Raw genomic sequence first — 22,133 nt, forward strand, 5'->3', positions numbered from 1 at the left:
GTGACTCTGGTAGAGTCGCGCGTCTTTTCTTTCATCCCCTACCAAGTCAGTACGAGGAACTCACGGCATGCAAAGCACCGTCGCCGCGGGCGAGGCCCGCAAGGGGCATCCCCCGGGCCTCTACCTGTTGTTCGCCACCGAGATGTGGGAGCGCATGTCGTATTACGGCATGCGCGGCCTGTTGGTGCTCTTCCTCACCGACAAGGTGCGGGGTGGCTTCGGCTGGTCCACGGCGGATGCGCTGAGCCTCTACGGCACGTACACGGGCCTCGTGTACCTGACGCCCATCGTGGGCGGCTACATCGCGGACCGCTACATCGGACAGCGCAAGGCGGTGTTGCTGGGCGGTGTGCTGATGATCATCGGGCACCTGTTGCTGGCGCTTCCAGGCGCGGGCATCTTCTACACGGGCCTGGGCTTCCTCATCGTGGGCAACGGCTTCTTCAAGCCGAACATCTCCACCATGGTGGGCGGGCTGTACCCGGCGGGCGACGGCCGGCGCGACGGTGCCTTCACCATCTTCTACATGGGCATCAACCTGGGCGCGGTGCTGGGCAACTTCATCTGCGGCACGCTGGGTGAGCGCGTGGGCTGGCACTGGGGCTTCGGCTCGGCCGGCGTGGGCATGACCCTGGGCGTCATCATCTTCCTGGCCCTCCAGAACCGGATGCTGGGCCAGGTGGGCCTCGCGCCCGCGCCGCGTCCTGCCGCGTCGGTGACGGCGTCGGCGGAGGGCCAGAAGTCCGGCTTCTCCCGCGAGGAGTGGGACCGCATCATCGTCATCTTCATCATCGCGCTGTTCGTGGTGGCCTTCTGGACGGGCTTCGAACAGGCCGGCGGCCTGATGAACCTCTACACGGACCAGAAGGTGGACCGCTCCATGTTCGGCTGGGTGGTGCCCACGACGTGGTTCCAGAACTTCAACTCCGTCTTCATCGTCGCGCTGGCGCCCGTGTTCGCGATGCTGTGGAGCGGGCTGGCGGCGCGCGGCAAGGACCTGAGCATCCCGGTGAAGATGAGCCTGGGCCTCATCTTCCTGTCGGTGGGCTTCGCCTTCATGCTGGGCGCCTCCAAGGAGAGCGCGGCGGACGGTAAGGCGGCGGCGTGGTGGGTCATCATGGCGTACCTCTTCCACACCATGGGCGAGCTGTGCCTGTCCCCGGTGGGCCTGTCCATGGTCAGCAAGGTGGCGCCCATGCGCGTCGTCTCCGCGATGATGGGCGTGTGGTTCCTGGCCAACGCCGCTGCGAACAAGCTGTCCGGCGTGCTGGGCGGCTACTCGGAGAAGATGGGTGAGTTCAGCGTGTTCCTCACCATCGTCGTCGGCGCGGGCCTGGCGGGTGTCATCCTGTTGTTCCTCGCCCCCTCGCTGAAGCGGATGATGCACGGCACGGATGAAGTGACGCCCGTGCCGGCCAGCCCGCAGCAGGGCGGCGCGGCGCAAGCGGCCACCTGATGTGATGCCTTCCGGGCCCCTGGCCTGGATTGCTTGAAGACCGACGCCGGGGCGCTGTCACAGCGCTCCGGCGTTCTTCGTGGCTTCGAGTGCTACCGCACCCAGCCCACGAAGCCCTGAAGCTCTGGACCCATCTTCGATGTCGGCACGTCGATCCGGATGCTGGAAGCGGAGAGCGCGGTCAGGGTGGGGCTGTTCTCCAACTGGGCGCGTTCCATCACCAGGAGCGAATCGAAGGTGTCCGGCCAGCACACCTCGCTTGCCTGGGTGCGCAGCAGGACCGTCGCGGCGAGTACGTGTGCGTCGTCGGGTGAGAACGCGAGGACCATGAGTCCACCCAGTCCCGTTCTCGGCTCGATGCCCGGCCGCGACGCGTCGAAGTTCGCCTGGAAGAGCGCGGGTGCAGGCACACGGTCGAAGGCGCAGGAGCGAGGCTGTCCGGAGTAGGTCGTGAGATAGGCCACGGGTTGGTGCTGCATCCAGGCCACGTGGCGCACGAGTCGGGTGTCGACTTCGGAAGGGGCATCCACCTTCCTTCCATCCAGCAACGCGGTGGGAACCCCGGCTTCCGGCGGCGATGGCAGCAGGAGCGTATGCACCCCGTCGGAGGAAACCGCACCGCGCGCGTGCGTGTCTCGGATGCCTCTTCCTGGCTCGAATTCGAAGAAGCGGCCTTCCTTCCCGTCCTCGGCGGTTGCCTCACAGGAGAACAGCGAGAAGGAGAAGGTTCCCTGTGCGCTCCACCCTCGGGGGGTGAGCATCCCGCGCGCTGGACTCTCGAAGAGCCGCTCCACCTTGCCCGAACCCACCTCCACCGTGTGGATCTCCGCGAGCGGGCAGGGCCGCGGCTCCGGACCGGTTCGCTTGAAGGACTCCAGGGAGAATGCGATCCGGGCGCCGTCCGGAGACCAGAGGATGGGGCCCGCGCGGAACGGACCCGGAGCCAGCGCGTGCTCGCGAAGGTCCAGCAGCATGCGTCGACCCGAGCCATCCGAATTGACGATCCACAGGAGGGCCCATCGGCCCGGGGATTCGTGCTCCTGCGCTTCCGGGCGTTCGACATAGGCCACCTGGCGCCCATCGGGAGAGATGGCGACGCCGCTCCATCCCAGCCCGTTTCCGTAGGGGCGGGTGGCCACCACCCGCCCGGTCCGTGTCAGCGCGTACTCGCTGTCCCCAGCAGGGGTGCGGACCCACAGGTCCTGCTCGCGGACCTGAAGCAGCCAGGGCCCCCCGCCCATGCGCCTGGCGGGTGAGGCCTCCTGTCCGGGGAGGGCATCATGGGTTCGCCCGTCGGTGAGCAGGGATTGGCTTCGACATCCTCCGGCGAGGAGCAGGAAGAACGCGGCCATTCTCGACCCCCTTCGCATCTTCGATTCCAGTCTCACCGACGGCCTCGCTGACTTGGGGGAACAGGAGCCCCGGTGGAGGATGCCGGGATGCACGTCTTCGAGGGGAAGCAGGCCGTGGAGGAGCTGGGGTGGTTGCTGGACTCGACGGTGACGGGCCTCGCCCTTCACGCGGACGCATACGGTGGCTTGGTCCTGGAGGCCACGTGCATCCCGCGCGCGGACAAGCCCGTGCGGGAGCTGCGCATGCGCTTCACGGAGGTGACGCGGTTCGACTTCGTCTGGACGTCGGAGCAGGCGTTCTTCTTCGTCCCCGGCTACAAGGCGCTCCTGCTGGAGTCGGGCTCCGTCTATGTGTCGCTCGACCCCTACGATGACCGGGCCCGGGTGCCTGACACCCGGGATGGTTGTGTCATCGAGGCGCGCAGCGTCCGGACGGAGTCGGTCCTGAAGTCCGACCCCTGAGCGCTACGCCGGCTTCGCCTCCACTCCGGGCGTGCGGCCATCCAGCGGGGCCGTCGCGTCGGTCTGGAAGTAGTCGTGCACGACGAAGCGGCGCGCCACCAGCGCCATGCCCACCGCGGCCACCAGCGCCATGCCCGCGTAGAAGAAGAACTGCCCCGCGCCGGTGAAGACGTTGAGCGCCGCGGCGATGGCCACCGCCACGTTGGCCAGCGTGTTCGTCACCAGCCACACGCTCTGCACGGTGCCCTTCATCTCCCGGGGCGCCTGCGTGTACGCGAACTCCAGGCCCGTGGTGGACACGAGAATCTCTCCCACCGTCAGCACGATGTACGGCAACAACTGCCACGCGATGTTCAGCGTGGCCCCGCCATTCATCACCACCTGGAAGAAGCCGGCGATGACGAACGACACCGCGCCGAACACCAGCCCCATGGGCATGCGCCGAAGCGGCGTCAGCTCCCAACCCATGCGCTGGAAGGCCGGGTAGACGATGGCGGTGAGGAACGGAATCAGCATCATCACCAGCAGCGGGTTGATGAACTGCATCTGGCTGGGCTGGAACACCATGCTGCCCACGTGCGGATCCATCGCGCGCGCCTGCACCACCCAGGTGGACGCCTTCTGGTCGAACAACATCCAGAAGAAGGGGATGAAGGGCAGCATCAGTCCGGCCACCCGGAACACCGCCTTCACACCCTCCACCGCCTCCTTCGGGTGGTCCGCCTTCGCGCGATCCAACCAGTGGCTGCCCTTGGGGCCGGCCGACTTGAACGCGCTGAACACCACCTTGAGGAACGAGTGCGGGTTGGGGCCCGTGGGCGGCACCAGGATGTAGTGCTTGCGGCCGGCCCAGAAGATGACCGTCGCCACGAACATCAGGATGCCCGGAACGCCGAACGCCACCGCCGGCCCGAACTTCGTCATCAGCAGCGGCACGAACAGCGACGCGAAGAACGAACCGAAGTTGATGGTCCAGTAGAAGATGGCGAAGACCTTCTTCACCAGGTGGCTGTTGCTCTGCGTGAACTGGTCACCCACCATCGCGGACACGCACGGCTTGATGCCGCCGCTGCCCACCGCGATGAGCGTCAGGCCCGTGTAGAAGCCCGTGGCGTTGTCCTCGAAGAGCGCCAGACACGCGTGCCCCGCGCAGTACACGAGGCTCAGCGCGAAGATGGTCTGGAACTTCCCGAAGAAGCGATCCGCCAGGTACCCACCGATGAGCGGGAAGAAATACACCCCCGCCATGAACAGGTGGAACAGGCCCTTCGCCTGCGCCTCGCGCGCCCCCGTCTCCGGCACGTGCGTGCGCAGCAGGTAGTCGATGAAGAACACCGTCAGGATGTTCCGCATCCCGTAGAAGCTGAAGCGCTCGCAGGCCTCGTTCCCGATGATGTACGGAATCTGCGGCGGGAAGCGGTTGGACGGCGCGGTCGTGGTTTCGGCCATGAAGCTGCGGGCTCCCGGGAGACGGGGGAAGTGGGGCAAGCGAAGGGCGAACCCTACCCAAGCCTTCAGCGGGACTCCACCGTCAGCCCCCTGGCCTCACGACAGGGCACGCGAGCCCATGTCCCCACGCCAGACAGCATGTGACAGTGGGCGCGGATCCCCGCGCGTGTTTCACCTGGCGGGCTTCGCCACGTGGCGGCCCAGCCAGTCCTCCATCTCCCACAGCGCGTGCAGGATGGCGTCGCGGCTTTGGAGGACGTGGTTCTCGCCCGGCAGGCCCACGAGCTTCGCGGGCACCTGCCTTCGCTCCAGGGCCCGGTACAGCGCTTCGCTCTGGAAGAAAGGCGTCGCCGGGTTCGTGTCCCGCTGGCCGTGGATGAGCAGCAGCGGCGCGCGGATGCGATCCGCCACGAGGAAGGCGGAGGCGTCCTGGTACACGCCGGGGGCTTCCCACAGCGTGCGCCGTTCGCCCTGGAACCCGAAGGGCGTGAGCGTGCGGTTGGGAGTGGCCCGGTTCCGTGGACACCCGAGATGTGATGGAAGGAGCACGGGATGTCCGCGACTGATGAGAAGCAGAGGCAGCCCCGGAGGCCGCGCCGGGAGTTCACGGCGGAGTTCAAGGCCGGGGCGATGGTTCCGTTCTTCCGGAACGATTACGCGGAGGTACGCAAGGCCTGGGCGTGACGAACGCGCCTGCCTTCAATGTGAAGCCCGGGCCCCGCTTCGCGGTGGAGCGGGGTCCTTCCCGTCACGAAGGACCCCACCGGACCTTCCCGCACCCGCTCAGGGGACCATGACCATGACCCACTCGTTGCCGGGGCCGGTGCCCCACGAGGTGACGCCCTGGGCGGTGTCGGGGCGGTGCAGGTAGTCGCCTTTCCACGACTTGAGCTTGAGCTTGCCGTTGGCGAACTCGGGCGACCACGTGTTGCCGACACCGGTGCCCCACGAGGTGACGGCCGGCTGGCCATCGGGGCGGTGCAGGTAGTCGCCCTTCCACGACTTGAGCTGCACCTTGCTGCCCGTGCACTCGACGGTCCACGTGTTGCCGGGGCCGGTGTTCCACGAGGTGACGGCCGGCTGGCCGTCGGGGCGGTGCAGGTAGTCACCCTTCCACGACTTGAGCTGGACCTTCTTGCCGCACGCGGCGAACTCCACGGTCCACTCGTTGCCGGGGCCGGTGCCCCACGAGGTGACGCCCTGGGCGGAGTCCGGGCGGTGCAGGTAGTCCCCCTTCCACGACTTCAGCTTGATCTTCTCTCCCGAGTACTCGACGGTCCACGCGTTGCCGACACCGGTGCCCCACGAGGTGACGGCCGGCTGGCCGTCGGGACGGTGCAGGAAGTCGCCCTTCCACGACTTGAGCTGCACCTTGCCGTCTGTACCGCACTCGACCTTCCACGTGTTGCCGGGGCCGGTGTTCCACGAGGTGACGGCCGGCTGGCCATCGGGGCGGTGCAGGTAGTCGCCTTTCCACGACTTGAGCTGGATGTCCGCGCCGCAATAGGGAAACGCCTGCGGGGCGGGCGTGGTGGCAAGAAGGGCTGAAGCAATGGTCGTGAGAATCATGTGCATCTCCTCACATCAAGGGTTCGTCTGACTGAGCAGCAAGGGGCGGGCCACACCCGTCGAGCCGGAGTTGAGGGGAAGGAGGCGGAGTGGATTCGAGGCCTTGGCGCCGCGGAGGGGGAGTCAGGTTCCTCCGGTGCCGGCTCCAGCGCGTCAGCCGGCGAGCCCGCTGACGCGTCATCCGGATCCGTTGACGCGTCATCCGGATCCGTTGACGCGTGTGCCTACCCAAGATTCGGTCGCTGCGTCATGCGTGCGTCAAGGCCACATTCGGCATTGCGTCAGTGCGAGTGAGCGAGGCGCGCGTGGTCGTCGACTTTCGGTGTAGGCGAGGCAGGGAGAAGCACCAAGGCCCCAGCACAGCTTGGACGTTCCAGCGTCCGCCCTCCCCCCCCACTCCAAGGCCCGCAGATTCGGGGCCATGCCGGAAGCAGCGCCGGGCCGAACTGGGTGCCCCGACATCCCCGACATCATCAACTCGACAGTCCACCCGCTAGACCTGCCGCATCCGTCATGACGCGTGTCTTGATGCTCCGTGAGGTAGGGACGAAATTTTGGGTAGGCACAGCGGGTAGGGCGCGTCGCGAGCGGGAAGGGCAGGGCCCCTGGCATCGGGGCCCCTGCCTGGCGGCCGGGCGCGCGGGGCCACCCCCCGAGACGCGCTAATGCAACCTGGCCTGCAGCGACTTGACCCACGCCAGACGGCCGTTCCGCGTCCGGGCCTGCTCGAGTGCGGCGCGTGCGCCCGCGAGGTCCCCCGACGCGGCGAGCACGTGGCCGCGGAGGGCGAGGAGGCGCGGGTCCTCCGGCGTGAAGGTCAGGGACTTGTCGATGGCGGCGCGCGCCCGGGCGAGGTCGGCCGCCAGCGGCGAGGGCCGCGCGAGCACGACCTCCGTCTCCAGGCGCCAGCCGTCGGGGCTGCTCGCATCCTCGGCCTTCATGAGCTGCGCGTACCGGTCCGCGGCGGTGAGGGCCGGCAGGGGGTCGAGCCCGCGGCCCGCCAGCCACGCCGCGCGGTGCAGCTCGACCTCCGCCATCCGGCCCCGCATCGCCGGGTAGACCCCGGCCTTCACCACCTTCTCGAGCAGCGGCCCGGCCCGGGCGAACTCGGGCCCGGGGTCCCGTCCCGCCAGCACCGCGGCCTGGACCTCGAGCACCTCGAGCTCGGCGAGCTGGGCGGCGGCGATGATGTCGGTGTCGACGCGCGTCCGCAGCGTCGCGGCCCAGGGAGCCACCGCGGCCAGCGCGTCGCCGGGCCCCCGTCCCTCGAGGAGCACGGACTCGGCCCAGAGGACCGCAATCTGCACGCCGAAGCCGGCGAGCGCCGACTGGCCCTCGGCCCTCGAGAAGGCCTCGCCGATGATGTGGGCCGCCTCCGCATAGCGCGCGTCGGTCGCCTCGCCGGCGGACCAGCGCCGGGTGGCGTCCTGGCGTATGGCCTGGGCGAGCATGATGCGCGATACGATGGGGCGGTCTCCAATCTCCGCCACCCGGCGCGCCGCGACGAGCGCCGCCTCGATGTCCCCGGTCGAGTCGCCGCCGCGGATGCCGGTGGTCTCGGCGCGGTCCGCGTACATCTGCGAGAGCAGCGAGGGCGGGACGCTCGACTCGGCAGAGAGCTCGCCCGCGCGCGTCGCCGCCGCGATGCCCTTCTCCCAGGCCCAGCCCACCTCGTAATGGGCATCGCGCAGCTCGCGCGCGTAATTGAGGCAGGCCCAGGCGAGCCGCTCCCATGCGGAGCGGTTCGAAGGCGCGGCCCGCGTCGCGGCGTCGGCGGAGGTGACCGCGGCGAGGAGGCTCGGGCCCGGGTCGGTGCCGAGCATGCGCGCGAGCCGCCCCTTCTCCGCGAAAATCTCGGAGCGCACGACCAGCAGGTCCGGGTCCTTCCGGTCCAGGGCGAGCCCCTCGGCGAGGACCGCGAGCGCCGGATCGAAGCGGTCGGCGCGGACCGGCTCGCGCTGCTGGCGGACCATGCCCTCGTGCATGAGCGCCTGGGCGAGCAGGAGGCGGGGGCGGGGGGCGCTGCGTCCTATCTCCGCCGCGCGCCGGAGCGCCGGGAGGGCCTCGGCGAGGGGCGTGAGCGTCCCGTCATGGTCTCGCGTCTCGTAGACCTCAAGGGAGCGGCGCAGCCAGGCCTCGCCCTCGAGTGTGCTCGCCTCAAGCGGGTCGGCCCCGGCCTCGCGCGCCCCCCGGGCGAGCGCGGCGGCGTCGGCATGGCGCTCCTCCACGAGCGCGATGCGGGCCTCGAGGAGGTCGCGGTCGGCGCCGGTCGCGGCGGGGACGAGCCGCAGGCGCGCCACGGCGGGCTCGCGGAAGCGCGCCCGGAGCGCGGCGATTCGGCCCTCCTTCCGCTTCGGGTCGTCGATGCGCGGGAGCTGAGCGCGCTCGCGCGCGTAGCGCTCGCCGTCCAGCAGGCCGAGCGCGAGCGCCGCCTCGGGGTGATGGAACCCGAGCGTCCACGCCCGCTCGAGCGCCTCGCGGGCCGGGTCGGCGTCATGGAGGAGCTGGAGGCCGCGGCCGATGGCGAAGGCCCGCGCGGCCGCTCCGGCGCTGCCGTCCGCGCGCCGCAGCGCGTCCACGGAGGAGCGGATGGCCGCGTACACCGGCGAGAGGTCGTGCGCGGGCGACAGGTGCGCGATGCGCATCGCGTTCTCCATGCGCTGCGCCTCGGCGCCCAGCCGCGCGGCCTCGAGCGCGTCCAGGCCCGCCCGCCGCTCGGCGAACGCGGCCCACGCCACGCCGAGCACCACCGCCGCCGCCGCCACGGCGGCGGCGCGCGCCGCCACCGGGTTGCGCCGCGCCCACTTCGTGGCGCGGTAGGCGAGCGTCGGCGGCCGCGCCAGCACCGGCTCGCTGCGCTGGAAGCGGCCGAGGTCCTCGGCGAACGCGAGCGCCGAGGGGTAGCGCGCGGCCGGTTCCCTCTGCATCGCCCACGCGGCCACGAGCGCCAGCTCGCGGGGGACCGCGGCGCCGAGGGCCGGCGGCTCATCGGCGAGGATGCGGCGGAGCAGGATCGCCGGCTCGGAGCGCCCCGACGCCTCGGCGAGCCCGTGGAACGGCGGGTGCCCGGCGAGCACCGCGTAGAGGGTGGCGCCGAGCGCATAGACGTCGGCGCGGAAGTCCACCGGGCCCGCGCTGGCGAGCTGCTCGGGCGCCATGTACTCGAGCGTGCCCGCCGGAAAGCCGGAGTGGGTGAGCCCGCCCTCTTCGCCGCGGGCGAGGCCGAAGTCACCGAGCCTCGCCAGCGGCACGCCCGGCCCTTGCTCCACCAGCACGTTGTCGGGCTTCACGTCGCGGTGCACGAGCCCCTGGCGATGGGCGGCGTCGAGCCCGAGGGCCGCCTGGCGCACCAGCTCGACCCGGGTGGCGAGCGTGAGGCCCGCGGCGAGGTCCGCGAGCGTCTTGCCCTCGACGAGCTGGAGCACGAGGCACGCGCGGCCCTCCAGCGAGCCGACCGCGTGCACACGGACCACGTTCTCATGCTCCACTCGCGCCTGCAGCCGCGCCTCGAGGACGAGCCGCTCGGTCTCGCGCGGGTCGTCGCCGCGCAGGAACTTCACCGCCACCGCGCGCTCGAGCGTGGAGTCGAAGGCGCGGTGGACCTGGCCCATCCCGCCCTCCCCGAGCAGTCCCTTGAGCACGACGCGCCCGTCCAGCGGCTGCAGCTCCACCGTCATTGCCCCTCCGGGAGGGCCTCGGCCATCCGCCGCGCGACCTCGACCAGCTCCGCGTCGCCGTAGTTGGAGAACCCGATGCGCAGCCCCGGGACGGCGCCGCCGTCGAAGGCGAACTGCCGGCCGGCCTGGAAGGCGACCCCGCGCTCGAGGCCGCGCCGCGCCCAGGCGTCCACGTCCAGCCCCTCTCGCGTGCGGGCCCACAGGGCGAGGCCGCCCGTGGGCGGGTCGAAGGTGAGCGCGGCGCCGAGGTGCTCCGAGAGCGCGTTCGCGAGCACGTCGCGACGGTGGCGGTAGATGGGGTGCATGCGGTTGAGGTGGCGCTCGATCTCGCCGTCCTCGAGTAGCTCCGCCATCGCCCGCTCGAGCGCGGGGTCACCGTGGCGGTCGAGCGCGTCGCGGGCGGAGCGCAGCTGCGCCACGAGCGGCGCGGGCGCGTGGACGAAGCCGAGGCGGAGCCCGGGGCTGAAGATTTTCGAGAGGGAGCCCACCAGCACCACCACGCCCGCGCGGTCCTCCGCGGCGAGCGGCGGGGGCAGCGCTCCTTCGAACTGGAACTCGGCGTCGTGCTCGGACTCCAGCACGGCGAACCGGTGGCGCGCCGCGAGGGCGAGCAGCCGCGCCCGGCGCTCCGGCGAGAGCGCGACCACCGAGGGGTACTGGCGCACCGGGGTGGTGAGCACCGCGCGCAGCCGCTCCGTCGAGAGGAGCCGCTCGAGGGTGTCCACGTCGAGCCCCTGCGCGTCCACCGGCACCGGCAGGCAGCGCGCGCCGGCGCGGGCGCAGGCCTCCCACGCGTCCCGCGCGCCGAGCGCCTCGACCGCCACCGCGTCGCCCGGCCCGAGCAGGGCGTGGGCAACGAGGGCCAGCGGCAGCTGCCCGCCGCGGGTGACCACCAGGCGCTCCGGCGCGGCGGCGACGCCGCGGGCCGCGCGCAGCGTGCGCGCGAGCGCCTCGCGCAGGGTGGGGTGGCCCTGCGGGTCGTCCACCGCGAGCGTGCCGCGCGGATTCACGGTGAGCGCGCGGCGGTAGGCCCGCGCGAGCGCGGCGCCAGGCAGGAGGCGCGGGTCGGGGTTGCCGGTGGCGACGCGGAGCAGATTGCGGGCGGCGTCGGGCACCGCGGGGTCTGGGGGCCGGCGGAGGTCGAAGCCCATGCCGGCGCCCGTGAGCTCCGCCGCGGGCCCGGGCGGAGTCTCGGAGGTGCCCGGAAGGCGCCGCGGCGGCGTGGGTGCGACGGTGCTCCCCTCGCCCGGCGCCGCCACCAGCCATCCCTCGTCGGAGAGCTCGCGGTACGCGGCCATCACCGTGTTGCGGGACACGCCCAGTCCCTGCGCGAGCGTGCGGTAGCCCGGGAGCGCGTCGCCGGGCCGGAACCGGCCGCGGTGAATCTCGGACATGAGCGCATGCGCAATCTGCAGGTAGACCGGGCGGTTGGAGCGCGGGTCGAGGGTGATGGTGGGGATGCCGGGGGCCACGGCTGCTCCGGTTGCTGGCGGCGTGGCCACACGATACGTCGCGGGCGGCCGCTTCGCTCGCGGTGGAGTGAAGGTGAGCCAGCCTCCTACCCCCGCTCAGGGGTGGCCCAGCCGACTTGTCGCGAGTGCACCTCCCCCGTGCCGCGGGCCAGGGGAATAGTCGGCCTCGGTGTTCCTCTCAACCGGAGTCTCCATGCCTCGCGCCTCGCCCCGCACCTGCCGTGCACTCCTCCTGGTCTCGCTCGTGGCGCTTGCCGCGTGCGGTGGCGGGCCCACCGACGGGGCCGGCGATGGAGAAGCAGACGGCGGCCAGGGAGTCGCCGGGGACGGAGGAGACGGTGGTGGAGCAGGCGGCGGCGACGGGGGTGGACGAGACGGCGGCGGAGGAGACGGCGGCGGAGGAGACGGCGGCGGCGTGGCAGTGCCATCCGCGCCCACGAACCTCGTCGCGCGGGCCACGAGCTCCCAGGGCGTGGAGCTCACCTGGATGCCGCCGTCCGGAGCCTTCACCGGCTTCGAGGTCGAGCGCTCCGTTGCGAGCGGCGGGCCCTTCGCGCTCATCGCGAGCCCGCCTGCCTCGGCCCTGGGCTACGGCGATATGGGCCTCGCCACCGGGAGCACCTACTTCTACCGGGTGCGCGCGGTGAATGGCGCCAGCGCGTCGGCGTTCACCTCCGTCGTGGGTGTGAGCACGGCCGCGGCGGTGCCGCCCAACGCGCCGACCGGCCTCACCGGCGTGCAGGAGGTGGTGGCGTCCGCCAGCGTGGCGCGGCTCTCCTGGACCGACGCCGCGACCGACGAGACCGCCTACGAGGTGCAGCACTCCAGCGAGTTCATCCCCTGGGGCTCGACAGTCACGCTCCCCGCGGGCTCGACCGGCTGGGTACATGAGAGCCCGGTCTTCGCCACCAACAACTACCGCGTGCGGGCCGTGGGTGTCGCGGGCGCCTCCGCCTGGGTGCAGGTCTCCGTCTACAACGGCCCCATCGTCATCGGCACGTTCTGCCCGGCCACGGAGGGCACGTCGGCTTCCGCGCTGTCGCAGACCTCGCTCCGGCTCGGCTGGACCTGGAACATCTGCGGCGGCGTCGCAATCGAGCGCGCGCCGTCCGCCACCGGCCCCTGGGCCGAGGTGGCCCGCTTGGGCAACTTCGTCTTCGGCGGGCCGCCCAACGGTACGTGGGATGACACGGGCCTCGTGCCGGGCACCCCCTACCACTACCGGTTCCGCACGCTCCCCCTCTTCGCCCCCACGCCCTCTGGGCCGCCGTGGTCGCCCTCGGGCTACACGGCGCCAGTCTCGGCGACGACGGTGCCGCCTGTCGTCATCGCCACGCCCACCGGGCTCACCGCGACGGTCATCTCCGCCACGAGCGTGAGCCTCGCCTGGACCGACGTGGCCCAGGACGAGACGGGGTACTCCGTGGAGTACGCCACCGGGGCGGCGGGGCCCTTCACCGAGGCCTTCCGCCTCGGCGCCAACATGACCATGACGAGCGTGAGCGGCCTCACGCCCGCGACGGCCTATTGGATGCGCGTGCGCGCGGTGAAGGGGACGACGAGCTCCGCGCCCTCCAACGGAGTCTCGTTCACCACCGCGACCCGCGCCGTGCTGCGCACCACCGGTGACGCCACCGTGATGGAGAGCACCGCGCTGCTCGCCAACCAGAACGTGACCCTGCCCTCCGGACCGAATGATGTGGGCTGCTTCTTCACCTGGACCCTCGGCCCGGGCGGGCAGGCCCTCTTCCACAACTGTGGTGGCTCGGCGCTCCGGTTCGACACGGCGGCGCTCTCGGGGAGGAGCGTGCTCGTGGCGGCGCTCGTGATGTACCCCTGTACCCTCGCCCCACACCCCGTGTCCGACGCGCGCTACCTGGTCCGGGCGCTTGCCGGGCCCTGGAGCCCGTCCACGGTGACCTTCAACACGCTGCCGCAGGTCTACACGGCAGGCTCGTGGTGGCTGCCGGCGCCGACGGCCGGCGGCGCGCAGGCCTGGGACGTGACGACGGTCGTGAAGAACTGGGCGAGCGGGACCTGGCCCTCGAACGGCCTCTACGTGGGGCAGTCCCCCATCACGGACCGCGTGCCGAGCTGGGGCGGGCAGACCTGGGACAACCAGAACCAGGTCACGAGCTACTGCAGCCTCGAGCAGACGGGCGGCTCCATCGACTACGTCCCGGCCCTGCACGTGGACTACCGGTAGGGGGATGGCCCCCGGCGCCGACTCTTGCTCACGGCGTGGAGTAGTCGACCGTGCCCGTCAGTCCCTCCACGTGCCCGCCGAGGGGCTCGAAATACAGCGTGAACGAGCGGCGCTCGCGGTGGAGGCGCGTCCGCATCTCGAGCGATGCCGGCGACGCCGGAGTCACGACGAGCTGCTTGTCGCCGTCGAGGTCGCGGTAACCGACCCGCAGCGTCCCCTTGGTGACTTGCATGGCGAACTTCACCTGGGCGACGTGGTTCTTCGACGCGGTGTCGAACTCGATCGACGATGCGCGTCCGATTCGCTCACCGCTGAGCGTGCACTCCCACGGCTCGTGCGTGGCCATCATCACGCTCTGACAGGACGACCGCGCGATGTCGTTCGGAGCGCAGGCGGTCAACAGCGTCAATCCCAGCCAGGCGTGACGAGTCATGCGACGGGATTAGCTCCGCGGTGGTGTCGACACCAGTGTTCTTTACAGCCGCCGCCGCCGCGCCCGGCCGAGGGCCGGAAGCCAGCGCTCCTTCCCAGGCTGGAACTCCCCACCGAAGGACACGCAGCTGACACACTCAATCGCCTGTGCCGGCAGCTCGACCGTCTCATGGCCTGGGTGGCGAAACAGTCGAAGTCGTGCGTCGCGGCTCCGCTGACTCGCTACCTCAACAGCACCCTGGCCGAAGACGTGCTGGAGAGCGGCGGCGACGTCGTCTGCCGGCCGTGGCGAGGAGCCAGCGCGAAGCCCGGACTCTTCGGCAAGCGCGACTTCAAAGTGAACATCCGCGACGGCACCCTCACGTGCCCTGCTGGCGAGGTGGAGCCCTTCGAACCCGGCGCCGTCGTGCACTTCGACCCGGAAGCCTGCGGGCCGCGCAAGCTGCGCTCCAGTTGTACCCAGGCCGCGTCCGGCAGGGGTCGCAGCGTCACGATGGGTGACGACGAGCGGCTCCAGAAGCGTCTTCGCTCACGTCTCCAGTCGCGCGCGGGCCGCGCAGGACTCCGCGAGCGTGTCGGCGTCGAGCATTGCCTGGCACATCTCGCCAACCGCCAGGGCCCGAAGGCCCGTTATCGCGGCACGCGCCGCAACCTCTTTGACCTCAGGCGACTCGCGGTCGTCGGAGGCCCCGTCCCCTCCTTGCTTTCCAGTCTCCGGAAGGGCGCCTACGCCGCGTCCACGCGCTTGCCCACCCGGGCCCTGCGCGCCTTGCCCAGCACGTGCTTCAGGTAGCGGCCCGTGTGACTGGCCTCCACCCGGGCGACCTCCTCCGGCGTGCCCACGGCGAGAATCTGTCCGCCGCCCGCGCCGCCCTCCGGCCCCAGGTCGATGAGCCAGTCCGCGCTCTTGATGACATCCAGGTTGTGCTCGATGACCAGCACGGAGTTGCCCGCCTCCACCAGCCGGTTGAGCACGGACAAGAGCTTGCGGATGTCCTCGAAGTGCAGGCCCGTGGTGGGCTCGTCCAGGATGTAGAGCGTGCGGCCTGTCGCCACGCGCGCCAGCTCTCGCGCCAGCTTGATGCGCTGCGCCTCGCCGCCGGACAGGGTGGGGGAGGGCTGGCCCAGCCGCAGGTAGCCCAGGCCCACGTCAGTGAGCGTCTGGAGCACGCGCAGGATGTCCTTGTGCGCGCCGAAGTGCTCCACACCCTCGCGCACGCTCATGTCCAGCGTCTCCGCGATGTTCTTGCCCTTGTAGCGCACGCGCAGCGTCGCTTCGTTGAAGCGCTTGCCGTTGCACACCTCGCACGGCACGTACACGTCCGCCAGGAAGTGCATCTCCACCAGCTTCACGCCGTCGCCCTCGCACGCTTCGCAGCGACCGCCCTTGATGTTGAAGCTGAAGCGGCCCGGGCCGTAGCCGAACGTGCGCGCCTCCGGCGTCATCGCGAACACCTCGCGGATGGCGTCGAACACCTTGGTGTACGTGGCCGGGTTGCTGCGCGGCGTGCGGCCAATGGGCCGCTGGTCGATGTCGATGACCTTGTCCAGGTGCTCCAGGCCCTTGATGGACTTGTGCTTGCCCATCCGCTCGCGGCTCTCGTAGAGGGCCCGCGCCAGCGCCGGATACAGGATTTCGTTGATCAGCGTGGACTTGCCCGCGCCGGACACGCCCGTCACCGCGGTGAAGATGCCCAGCGGGATGTCCGCGTCCACGTTCTTCAGGTTGTTCTCCGTCGCCCCCACGATGGAGATCTGATGCTTGGGATTGGGCGGCCGGCGTGACTCCGGAATCTCAATCTCCTTGCGCCCGGACAGGTACGCGCCGGTGAGGCTGTTCTCGTCCGCCATCACCTGCTTGGGCGTGCCCTGGGACACCACCTGTCCGCCCAGCTCGCCCGCGCCCGGCCCGAAGTCCACCAGGTAGTCGGACTCCTCCATCGTCTCCTCGTCGTGCTCCACGACGATGACCGAGTTGCCCAGGTCGCGCAGCCGCTTGAGCGTGGCCAGCAGCTTGCCGTTGTCGCGCTGGTGCAGGCCGATGGAGGGCTCGTCCAGGATGTAGATGACGCCCGTCAGCTCACTGCCCATCTGCGACGCCAGCCGGATGCGCTGGCTCTCACCGCCGGACAGCGTGGACGCGGTGCGGTCCAACGTCAGGTAGCCCAGGCCCACGTCCACCAGGAACGACAGGCGGCTGCGGATCTCCTTGAGCAGCTCCTGGGCGATCTTCTCCTCCTGGCTGGAGAGATCCAACTTCGTCAGGAACGTGCGCGTGTCGGTGATGGTCAGCTGACTCAGGTTCACCAGCGTGCGCTCGTGCACCTTTACCGCGCGGCTCTCCGGGCGCAGGCGCTCGCCCTTGCAGGACGGGCAGGGCTTGTCGCTGAAGTACTTCTGGAGCTCCGCCTTGCGCGCCTCCGACGTGGTCGTCTTGAAGTTGCGCATCGTGCGCGCGAGCAGGCCTTCCCACTCCATCTGGTACTGGCCGTTGTCGCCCCACTCCACGGTGAAGGACTTGCCCTTGACGCCGTTCATCAGGGTGTCCTTCTCCCGCTTCGTCAGCTTCGCGTACGGCACGTCCAGGTCGATCTTGAACGCCGCCGCCAGGCTCTCCACGAAGTCCGCCGTCCAACCCTCGCCGCGGTTCATGCCGCTGGCCCACGGCTCGATGGCGCCGTCGCGGATGCTGCGCGTCTGGTCCGGCACCAGCAGGTCCGCGTCCATCTCCGGCCGCGTGCCCAGGCCGTTGCAGTCCGTGCACATGCCCAGCGGGTTGTTGAAGGAGAACGACGCGGGCGTCAGGTCTCCGAAGGACAGGCCGCACGCGGGGCACGCGTTCAGTTCGCTCATCACGCGGTCGGACGCGGCCGTGCCCTTCTCATCCGTGATGATGAGCGTGCCCTTGCCCTCGCGCAGCGCCGTCTCCACGGAGTCGGTGAGGCGCGTGCGCAGGTCCGGCTTCAACACCAGCCGGTCGATGACGAGCGAGATGTCGTGCTTGGACTTCTTGTCCAGCTCGATGCGCTCCTCCAACTCCCGCAGCTTCCCGTCCACGCGCGCGCGGGAGAAGCCGCGCTTCTGCGCCTCCGTGAGCAAATCTTTGTGCTCGCCCTTGCGGTTGGTGACGATGGGCGCCAGCACCTGGAGCTTGGTGCCCGTGGGCAGCTTCATGATCTCATCGACAATCTGCTGCGCGCTCTGCTTGCCCACCTTGCGCCCGCACTGGGGGCAGTGCTGCACGCCGATGGAGGCGTAGAGCACGCGCAGGTAGTCGTGCACCTCCGTGACGGTGCCCACCGTGGAGCGCGGGTTGTTGCTGGCCGCCTTCTGCTCGATGGAGATGGTGGGCGACAGGCCGCGCAGCGTGTCGTAGCGGGGCTTCTCCATCTGCCCCAGGAACTGCCGCGCATAGGAGGACAGGCTCTCCACGTAGCGGCGCTGGCCCTCCGCGTAGAGCGTGTCGAACGCGAGCGAGCTCTTGCCGGAACCCGACACGCCGGTGAACACCACGAGCTTCTTCTTCGGGATGTCCAGGGAGACGGTCTTGAGGTTGTGCTCCCTGGCACCACGGATGGAGATGACGTCGGGCTCGGACATGGGGCGCGCTTTATCACTGAAAGGGTGTTCCGGTGAACGCAAAGCCGCCCTACCGGAGGGATTCTGTCTGAACGCCCCGCGCCGCCTCCCGCATCCCCCGGGCCGGCCGGGCGCCCCACAGCCGTCTCCCAGCCATCACCCGCCCCACGAAAAGGCGGACAGCCCCTCGGGGCGAGAGGTCGGTGAGGCACCAACCGTTTTGGAAGCTTTTGCTATCGCTTCCACGAAACGTCGAATTCCAAGTTTTGCTGCTTTGGATGCCTGCCCTTGTCGTGGCGCTGGTTTGCCCTGTCAGCGGTGCGACGGGGGCTCGTGCGGAAGGCAGGCACCCGCATTGCATCTTTCTACGCCAACCGGATCCACGTGCAGGGCAGTTCGGGGGGACACCGGTGCCAGGTGTGGGAAGGACGGGACTCTGTATGGGTGGATCTCGATGGGCGACGGTGGTGGTGGCCTTGGCGACGGTGGTGTGGACGGCCTGTGAGCGGCCGGCGTCACACCAGGCACGCACGGGGTTCGCCGCGAGACCGGAGCTGCTGGAGTTCGGTGCGTCCGCGCTGGGTCGCACCAAGACGATGAAGCTGCGGCTGGCGAACCAGGGCCGCGCGTCCTACCGGGTGGAGGGGGCCCGCTCCACGCTGCCCAACGTCAGCGTTCCGTCCTTCGCCCCCTTCACGCTGTCGGCCGGCGCGGAGCAGGAGATCGAAGTGCGCTTCACGCCCGACGTGGAGGGCGAAATCCAGGGACAACTGGAGGTGCTCACCGACGCGTCGGGGGAGGCGGTGGCGCAGGTGCCCGTCACCGGGCGCGGCGTGAAGGCGCTGGTGGAGGTGACGGAGACGGCGCTCGACTTCGGCAACGTGAACCTGGGGCTGGTGGAGATGCGTGAGGTGACGGTGCGCAATCCCTCCGACGTGGAGAGCCCGCTGGTGCTGTCGGTGGAGGGCACGGACGCGGATCAATTCTCCGCCGGGGCGGGGCTGCCGTCGGTGCTCGCGCCGCATGAGACGCGCAAGGTGCCGGTGGCCTTCAGCCCGGTGCGGCTGGGCACCTCCGAGGCGGCCCTGCACGTCACGGTGTGCGAAGGCTGCGAGCCCGCGGTGGTGACGCTCACCGGCACGGGCGTCGCGAGCATGCTGGAGGTGACGCCGCTGCGCGTGGACTTCGGCCGGGTGGCCGTGGGCGCCACCGCCGAGGCGCGCATCACCGTGCGCAACCAGGGCACGGAAGCGCTCAGCTACAAGGGCGCGGCGCTCCTGGAGAACCCTTCAGGCGTGTTCAAGGTGGTGAGCGCGCCGGTGCTGTCCAACGACATCCTGCCGCCGGGCGCGGTGGTGGAGCTGCGCGTGGCCTTCACGCCCGTGGCCTCCGGCAAGGTGAAGGACGGCCGCGTGGAGGTGGCCGTGCGCAAGACGGACACCACGTCGCCGGGGCCCAAGGTGTCGCTCACGGGCGAGGGGGGCACGTCGTGCGTGGAGGTGACGCCCGCGCGGCTGGACTTCGGCGCGGTGGCCTTCGGCATGACGGCCTCGCGCGATGTCACCGTGCACAACCACTGCCGCGACGAGGCGGCCGTCACCGGGCTTGTACTCACGACGAAGACGGGCGGCTACTTCACCCTGGCGCAGCCGCCAGCGAGCCTGCCCGTGGCGCCCGGGGCCCGCGTGAAGGTGGGGCTGACCTTCAGCCCCCGCGTGGGCGTCACCGGCGTGAGCGACGGGGTCCTCAACGTCACCACGTCGCATGACGGCTCCCTCGCCACGGACGGAGTTTCGCTCTCCGGCGAGGGCAGGGAGTTCCCGCCCTGTGTCTATTCGCTTCCGCGGACGCTGGACTTCGGAAAGGTGCCGGTGGGCTCGCGCGTGGCGCTGGGCGTGACGTTGCGCAACACCGGCACGCAGGCCTGCTACCTGTCGGCCCTACAGCTCGCGTCGGGTTCGGACGGGGCCTTCCAGGCGGAGCCGGTGGGCAACGGCGTGCTCGCGCCCGGCAAGAAGGCGACGCTCATCGTGCGCTTCCAGCCGGACACCGAAGGGCCCTTCCAGGGGCTCGCGGAAGGCTGGGTGAGCCATCCGACGCTGGGCCATCCGATGGTGTCCCTGTCCGGTCAGGGCGTGCGGGGGTGCTTCTCCGTGCAGCCCACCACGGTGGACTTCGGCGTGAGCCGGCTGTCGTGCGGTGCCCGCACGCGCGAATTCATGGCCTACAACGACTGTCCGGCGGCGGTGAAGGTGGCCGGCATGAAGCTGGAGCAGCCGGGCCAGGAGTTCGCGATGTCGGGGGCGCTGCCGGGCACGCTCCAGCCGGGGGCCCGGGTGAAGCTCACCGCGAAGTACACGCCCGTGGAAGCGGGCGACGACGCGGCGACGGTGCGCTTCACGCTGGCGGATGGCTCCGTCTACAACGCGGGCCTGCTGGGACAGGCCATGTCGAAGACGGAGCAGACCGACCGCTTCTTCCAGGAGGCGGAGGCGAAGGTGGACGTGCTCTTCATCGTCGACAACTCGGGCTCCATGATGGAGGAGCAGCAGAGCCTGGGGGAGAACTTCTCCGCCTTCCTCTCCGCCGCCACCGCCGCGCAGGTGGACTACCGCATCGGCGTGACGACCACCGGCCTGGACCCGTCTCCAGGCGGCTGGTCGGAGTGCCCCGGCGGCGCGCTCGGCGGTGAGAACGGACGCCTGTTCCCGGTGGACGGCTCCAGCCCGCGCATCATCACGCCCCAGACGCCCCACGCGGCCAGCGTCTTCGCCTTCAACACGAAGGTGGGCGTGTGCCACTGGAACGAGCAGGGCCTGGACGCGGCGTGGCGCGCGCTGTCGGATCCGCTGCTCTACAACCTGGACGATCCGCGCACGCCGCAGCCGGCGGACGGCAACGGGGGCTTCCTGCGCCAGGACGCGAAGCTGGCCATCATCGCGCTGTCGGACGAGGAGGACTTCAGCTCGCAGCCGGTGGCCTTCTACGAGACGTACTTCCTGGCCCTCAAGGGCAACGACCCCGCGAAGGTGAGCTTCAACGCGGTGGTGGGCCCGGCGGACCTCACCACCTGCCCCACCTCCAGCAGCTCCGGCAGCCGCTACATGGAACTGGCCCTGAAGCTGGGGGGCGTGGTGGACAGCATCTGCACGCCCAACTGGGCCACGTCGCTGGAGAAGCTGTCGGAGAGCGCCTTCGGTCCCAACCGCAACTTCCCCCTGTCGGAGAAGCCCGCGGACACCGGGGCCATCACCGTCCGGGTGGAGGGCACCCCGGTGGTGGGCGGGTGGACGTATGACGGCCGCACCAACGCGGTCATCTTCGACCGCCAGCGCGCCCCTCCGCCGGGTGCCCTGGTGGAGATCACCTATCCGCTGGGCTGCCCGTAGGCTGCCCGTAGGCTCGGTGGACGGCCATTCGTCCTTCACCGGGCAGACGTGGGGGCGGGTGACTCGACAGCGCGGGACGGGAGGCTTTGAGTTGGGTCATGCCGCAGGACTCCCTCCTCGTCGCCGCGCTGGGTGACATCCATGGACGCTTCCACCGGGTGGAGGCATGGCTGGACGCGCTGGAAGAGGCGCGGGGCCGCCGCGTGGACCTGGTGCTGGCGGTGGGGGACGTGGAGGCCTTCCGCCGCGCGGACGACCACAAGCGCAAGGCCGCCAAGCGGGCCATGCCCGCGGAGTTCGCCGAGTACGCGGACGGCCTCCGTCGCGTGAAGCGGCCGCTGTACTTCATTGGCGGCAACAACGAGGACTTCGAAGCGCTGCACGACCTGCCCGACGGCGGCGAGCTGGCCCCGGACGTCCACTACCTGGGCCGCGCCGGCCTGCGGGAGGTGCGCGGCCTGCGCGTGGCGTACCTGTCCGGCATCCACGCGCCCCGCTTCATCGACCAGCCGCTGAAGCGGCCCACGACGCTGGATACGGCGAAGCAGGCGGGCTACTTCCGCGCCGCGGAGGTGGAGCAGGTGGCCGCGCTCCAGGACGTGGACCTGCTGCTCGTGCACGAGTGGCCCCGGGGCATCGTGCAGAAGGCCCGCGAGGAGCGGCTGGCCCCTGAACGGCCGCTGCCCTCGCCGTGGATTGGCAACCCGGTGACACGCAAGCTGGTGGACGTGGTGCATCCGCGCTGGGTGCTCTGCGGCCATTCGCACAAGCCCTTCGCCGTGTCGCTGGAGGCGCAGGGGCGCACGCAGTCGCGCGTGGCGTGCCTGGATCAGGCGGCCAAGCCGGACACCGCCGTCTTCTGGCTGGAGTTCGAGGGCCGCGAGGCCCAGCGCGCCGGCTGGGGCGTCAGCGGCGCCGTCGCGTGGCAGGTGGGGCAGCGCTGGGGGCTGCACACGCTGCCGCCGCTGGTGGACGCCGACAATGGCGACGGGCCGGGCAGCGCGTCGCCGAACGACAACGCTACAGCTTGACGACGTCCACGCCCCGGCGCGGCAGCTCCTACAACGGGCTGCGGCCCGTGCGCTTCTTC

14 protein-coding genes and 1 pseudogene are annotated in these 22,133 nt (G+C 70.6%); 7 read left to right on the forward strand and 8 right to left on the reverse strand.

Annotation, left to right across the window (positions count from 1 at the left end):
• Nucleotides 1-67: 67 nt before the first annotated feature.
• Nucleotides 68-1,456, forward strand: a complete 1,389-nt coding sequence (locus OV208_RS28860; RefSeq protein ID WP_267577139.1) for a peptide MFS transporter — start codon at nt 68-70, stop codon at nt 1,454-1,456.
• Between the two features lie 92 nt (nt 1,457-1,548).
• Here OV208_RS28860 and OV208_RS28865 read toward each other — a convergent pair whose 3' ends face one another.
• A complete protein-coding gene (locus tag OV208_RS28865; RefSeq protein ID WP_267577140.1) occupies nt 1,549-2,808 on the reverse strand; it encodes a TolB family protein in 1,260 nt (419 codons plus the stop codon).
• An 87-nt stretch (nt 2,809-2,895) separates the two neighbouring features.
• On the opposite strand from OV208_RS28865, the gene OV208_RS28870 reads away from it, so the two are divergent.
• Nucleotides 2,896-3,270 carry a hypothetical protein gene (locus tag OV208_RS28870; RefSeq protein ID WP_267577141.1) on the forward strand — a complete coding sequence of 125 codons (375 nt, stop codon included), beginning with the start codon at nt 2,896-2,898 and terminating at the stop codon, nt 3,268-3,270.
• A gap of 3 nt (nt 3,271-3,273) precedes the next feature.
• Here OV208_RS28870 and OV208_RS28875 read toward each other — a convergent pair whose 3' ends face one another.
• Together OV208_RS28875 and OV208_RS28880 are read right to left on the reverse strand one after the other, a co-directional pair.
• Nucleotides 3,274-4,719, reverse strand: coding sequence for a POT family MFS transporter (locus OV208_RS28875; RefSeq protein WP_267577142.1), 1,446 nt, complete (start codon nt 4,717-4,719; stop codon nt 3,274-3,276).
• A 171-nt stretch (nt 4,720-4,890) separates the two neighbouring features.
• Complete coding sequence (locus tag OV208_RS28880) at nt 4,891-5,268, reverse strand: alpha/beta hydrolase family protein (RefSeq protein ID WP_267577143.1); 378 nt, start codon at nt 5,266-5,268, stop codon at nt 4,891-4,893.
• A 3-nt stretch (nt 5,269-5,271) separates the two neighbouring features.
• Between OV208_RS28880 and OV208_RS28885 the strand changes: the two genes are divergently transcribed.
• On the forward strand, nt 5,272-5,403 hold the full coding sequence (locus OV208_RS28885) for a hypothetical protein (protein WP_267577144.1): 132 nt from the start codon (nt 5,272-5,274) through the stop codon (nt 5,401-5,403).
• Nucleotides 5,404-5,502: 99 nt separating this feature from the next.
• Here OV208_RS28885 and OV208_RS28890 read toward each other — a convergent pair whose 3' ends face one another.
• The 3 genes from OV208_RS28890 to OV208_RS28900 all read right to left on the reverse strand — a co-directional run bounded on the left by OV208_RS28890 (nt 5,503) and on the right by OV208_RS28900 (nt 11,437).
• Entirely contained in the window at nt 5,503-6,288 is a 786-nt protein-coding gene (locus OV208_RS28890; RefSeq protein ID WP_267577145.1) for a hypothetical protein, read from the reverse strand.
• Between the two features lie 662 nt (nt 6,289-6,950).
• The gene (locus tag OV208_RS28895; RefSeq protein ID WP_267577146.1) at nt 6,951-9,965 is read right to left on the reverse strand and encodes a serine/threonine-protein kinase; all 3,015 of its coding nucleotides are present in this window, start codon (nt 9,963-9,965) and stop codon (nt 6,951-6,953) included.
• The gene (locus OV208_RS28900) at nt 9,962-11,437 is read right to left on the reverse strand and encodes a PLP-dependent aminotransferase family protein (RefSeq protein WP_267577147.1); all 1,476 of its coding nucleotides are present in this window, start codon (nt 11,435-11,437) and stop codon (nt 9,962-9,964) included. The genes OV208_RS28895 and OV208_RS28900 overlap by 4 nt, the downstream gene beginning before the upstream one ends.
• A 415-nt stretch (nt 11,438-11,852) precedes the next feature.
• Here OV208_RS28900 and OV208_RS28905 point away from each other — a divergent pair, with 415 nt between their 5' ends.
• Entirely contained in the window at nt 11,853-13,643 is a 1,791-nt protein-coding gene (locus tag OV208_RS28905) for a fibronectin type III domain-containing protein (RefSeq protein ID WP_267577148.1), read from the forward strand.
• 28 nt (nt 13,644-13,671) lie between these two features.
• On the opposite strand, the gene OV208_RS28910 is transcribed toward OV208_RS28905, so the two are convergent.
• On the reverse strand, nt 13,672-14,076 hold the full coding sequence (locus tag OV208_RS28910; protein WP_267577149.1) for a hypothetical protein: 405 nt from the start codon (nt 14,074-14,076) through the stop codon (nt 13,672-13,674).
• Between the two features lie 222 nt (nt 14,077-14,298).
• On the opposite strand from OV208_RS28910, the pseudogene OV208_RS28915 reads away from it, so the two are divergent.
• Nucleotides 14,299-14,757: pseudogene (locus OV208_RS28915) on the forward strand (transposase); the annotation flags it as partial.
• A gap of 44 nt (nt 14,758-14,801) precedes the next feature.
• On the opposite strand, the gene uvrA reads toward OV208_RS28915, so the two are convergent.
• Nucleotides 14,802-17,675 carry an excinuclease ABC subunit UvrA gene (uvrA, locus tag OV208_RS28920; protein ID WP_267577150.1) on the reverse strand — a complete coding sequence of 958 codons (2,874 nt, stop codon included), beginning with the start codon at nt 17,673-17,675 and terminating at the stop codon, nt 14,802-14,804.
• A gap of 419 nt (nt 17,676-18,094) precedes the next feature.
• On the opposite strand from uvrA, the gene OV208_RS28925 reads away from it, so the two are divergent.
• Nucleotides 18,095-21,043: a choice-of-anchor D domain-containing protein gene (locus tag OV208_RS28925; protein WP_267577151.1), complete on the forward strand. Its 2,949-nt coding sequence runs from the start codon at nt 18,095-18,097 to the stop codon at nt 21,041-21,043.
• 98 nt (nt 21,044-21,141) lie between these two features.
• The gene (locus OV208_RS28930; RefSeq protein ID WP_267577152.1) at nt 21,142-22,074 is read left to right on the forward strand and encodes a metallophosphoesterase family protein; all 933 of its coding nucleotides are present in this window, start codon (nt 21,142-21,144) and stop codon (nt 22,072-22,074) included.
• The last annotated feature ends 59 nt before the right edge of the window (nt 22,075-22,133 follow it).

The sequence above is a fragment of the Corallococcus sp. bb12-1 genome (assembly GCF_026626765.1).
GTDB lineage: Bacteria > Myxococcota > Myxococcia > Myxococcales > Myxococcaceae > Corallococcus > Corallococcus terminator.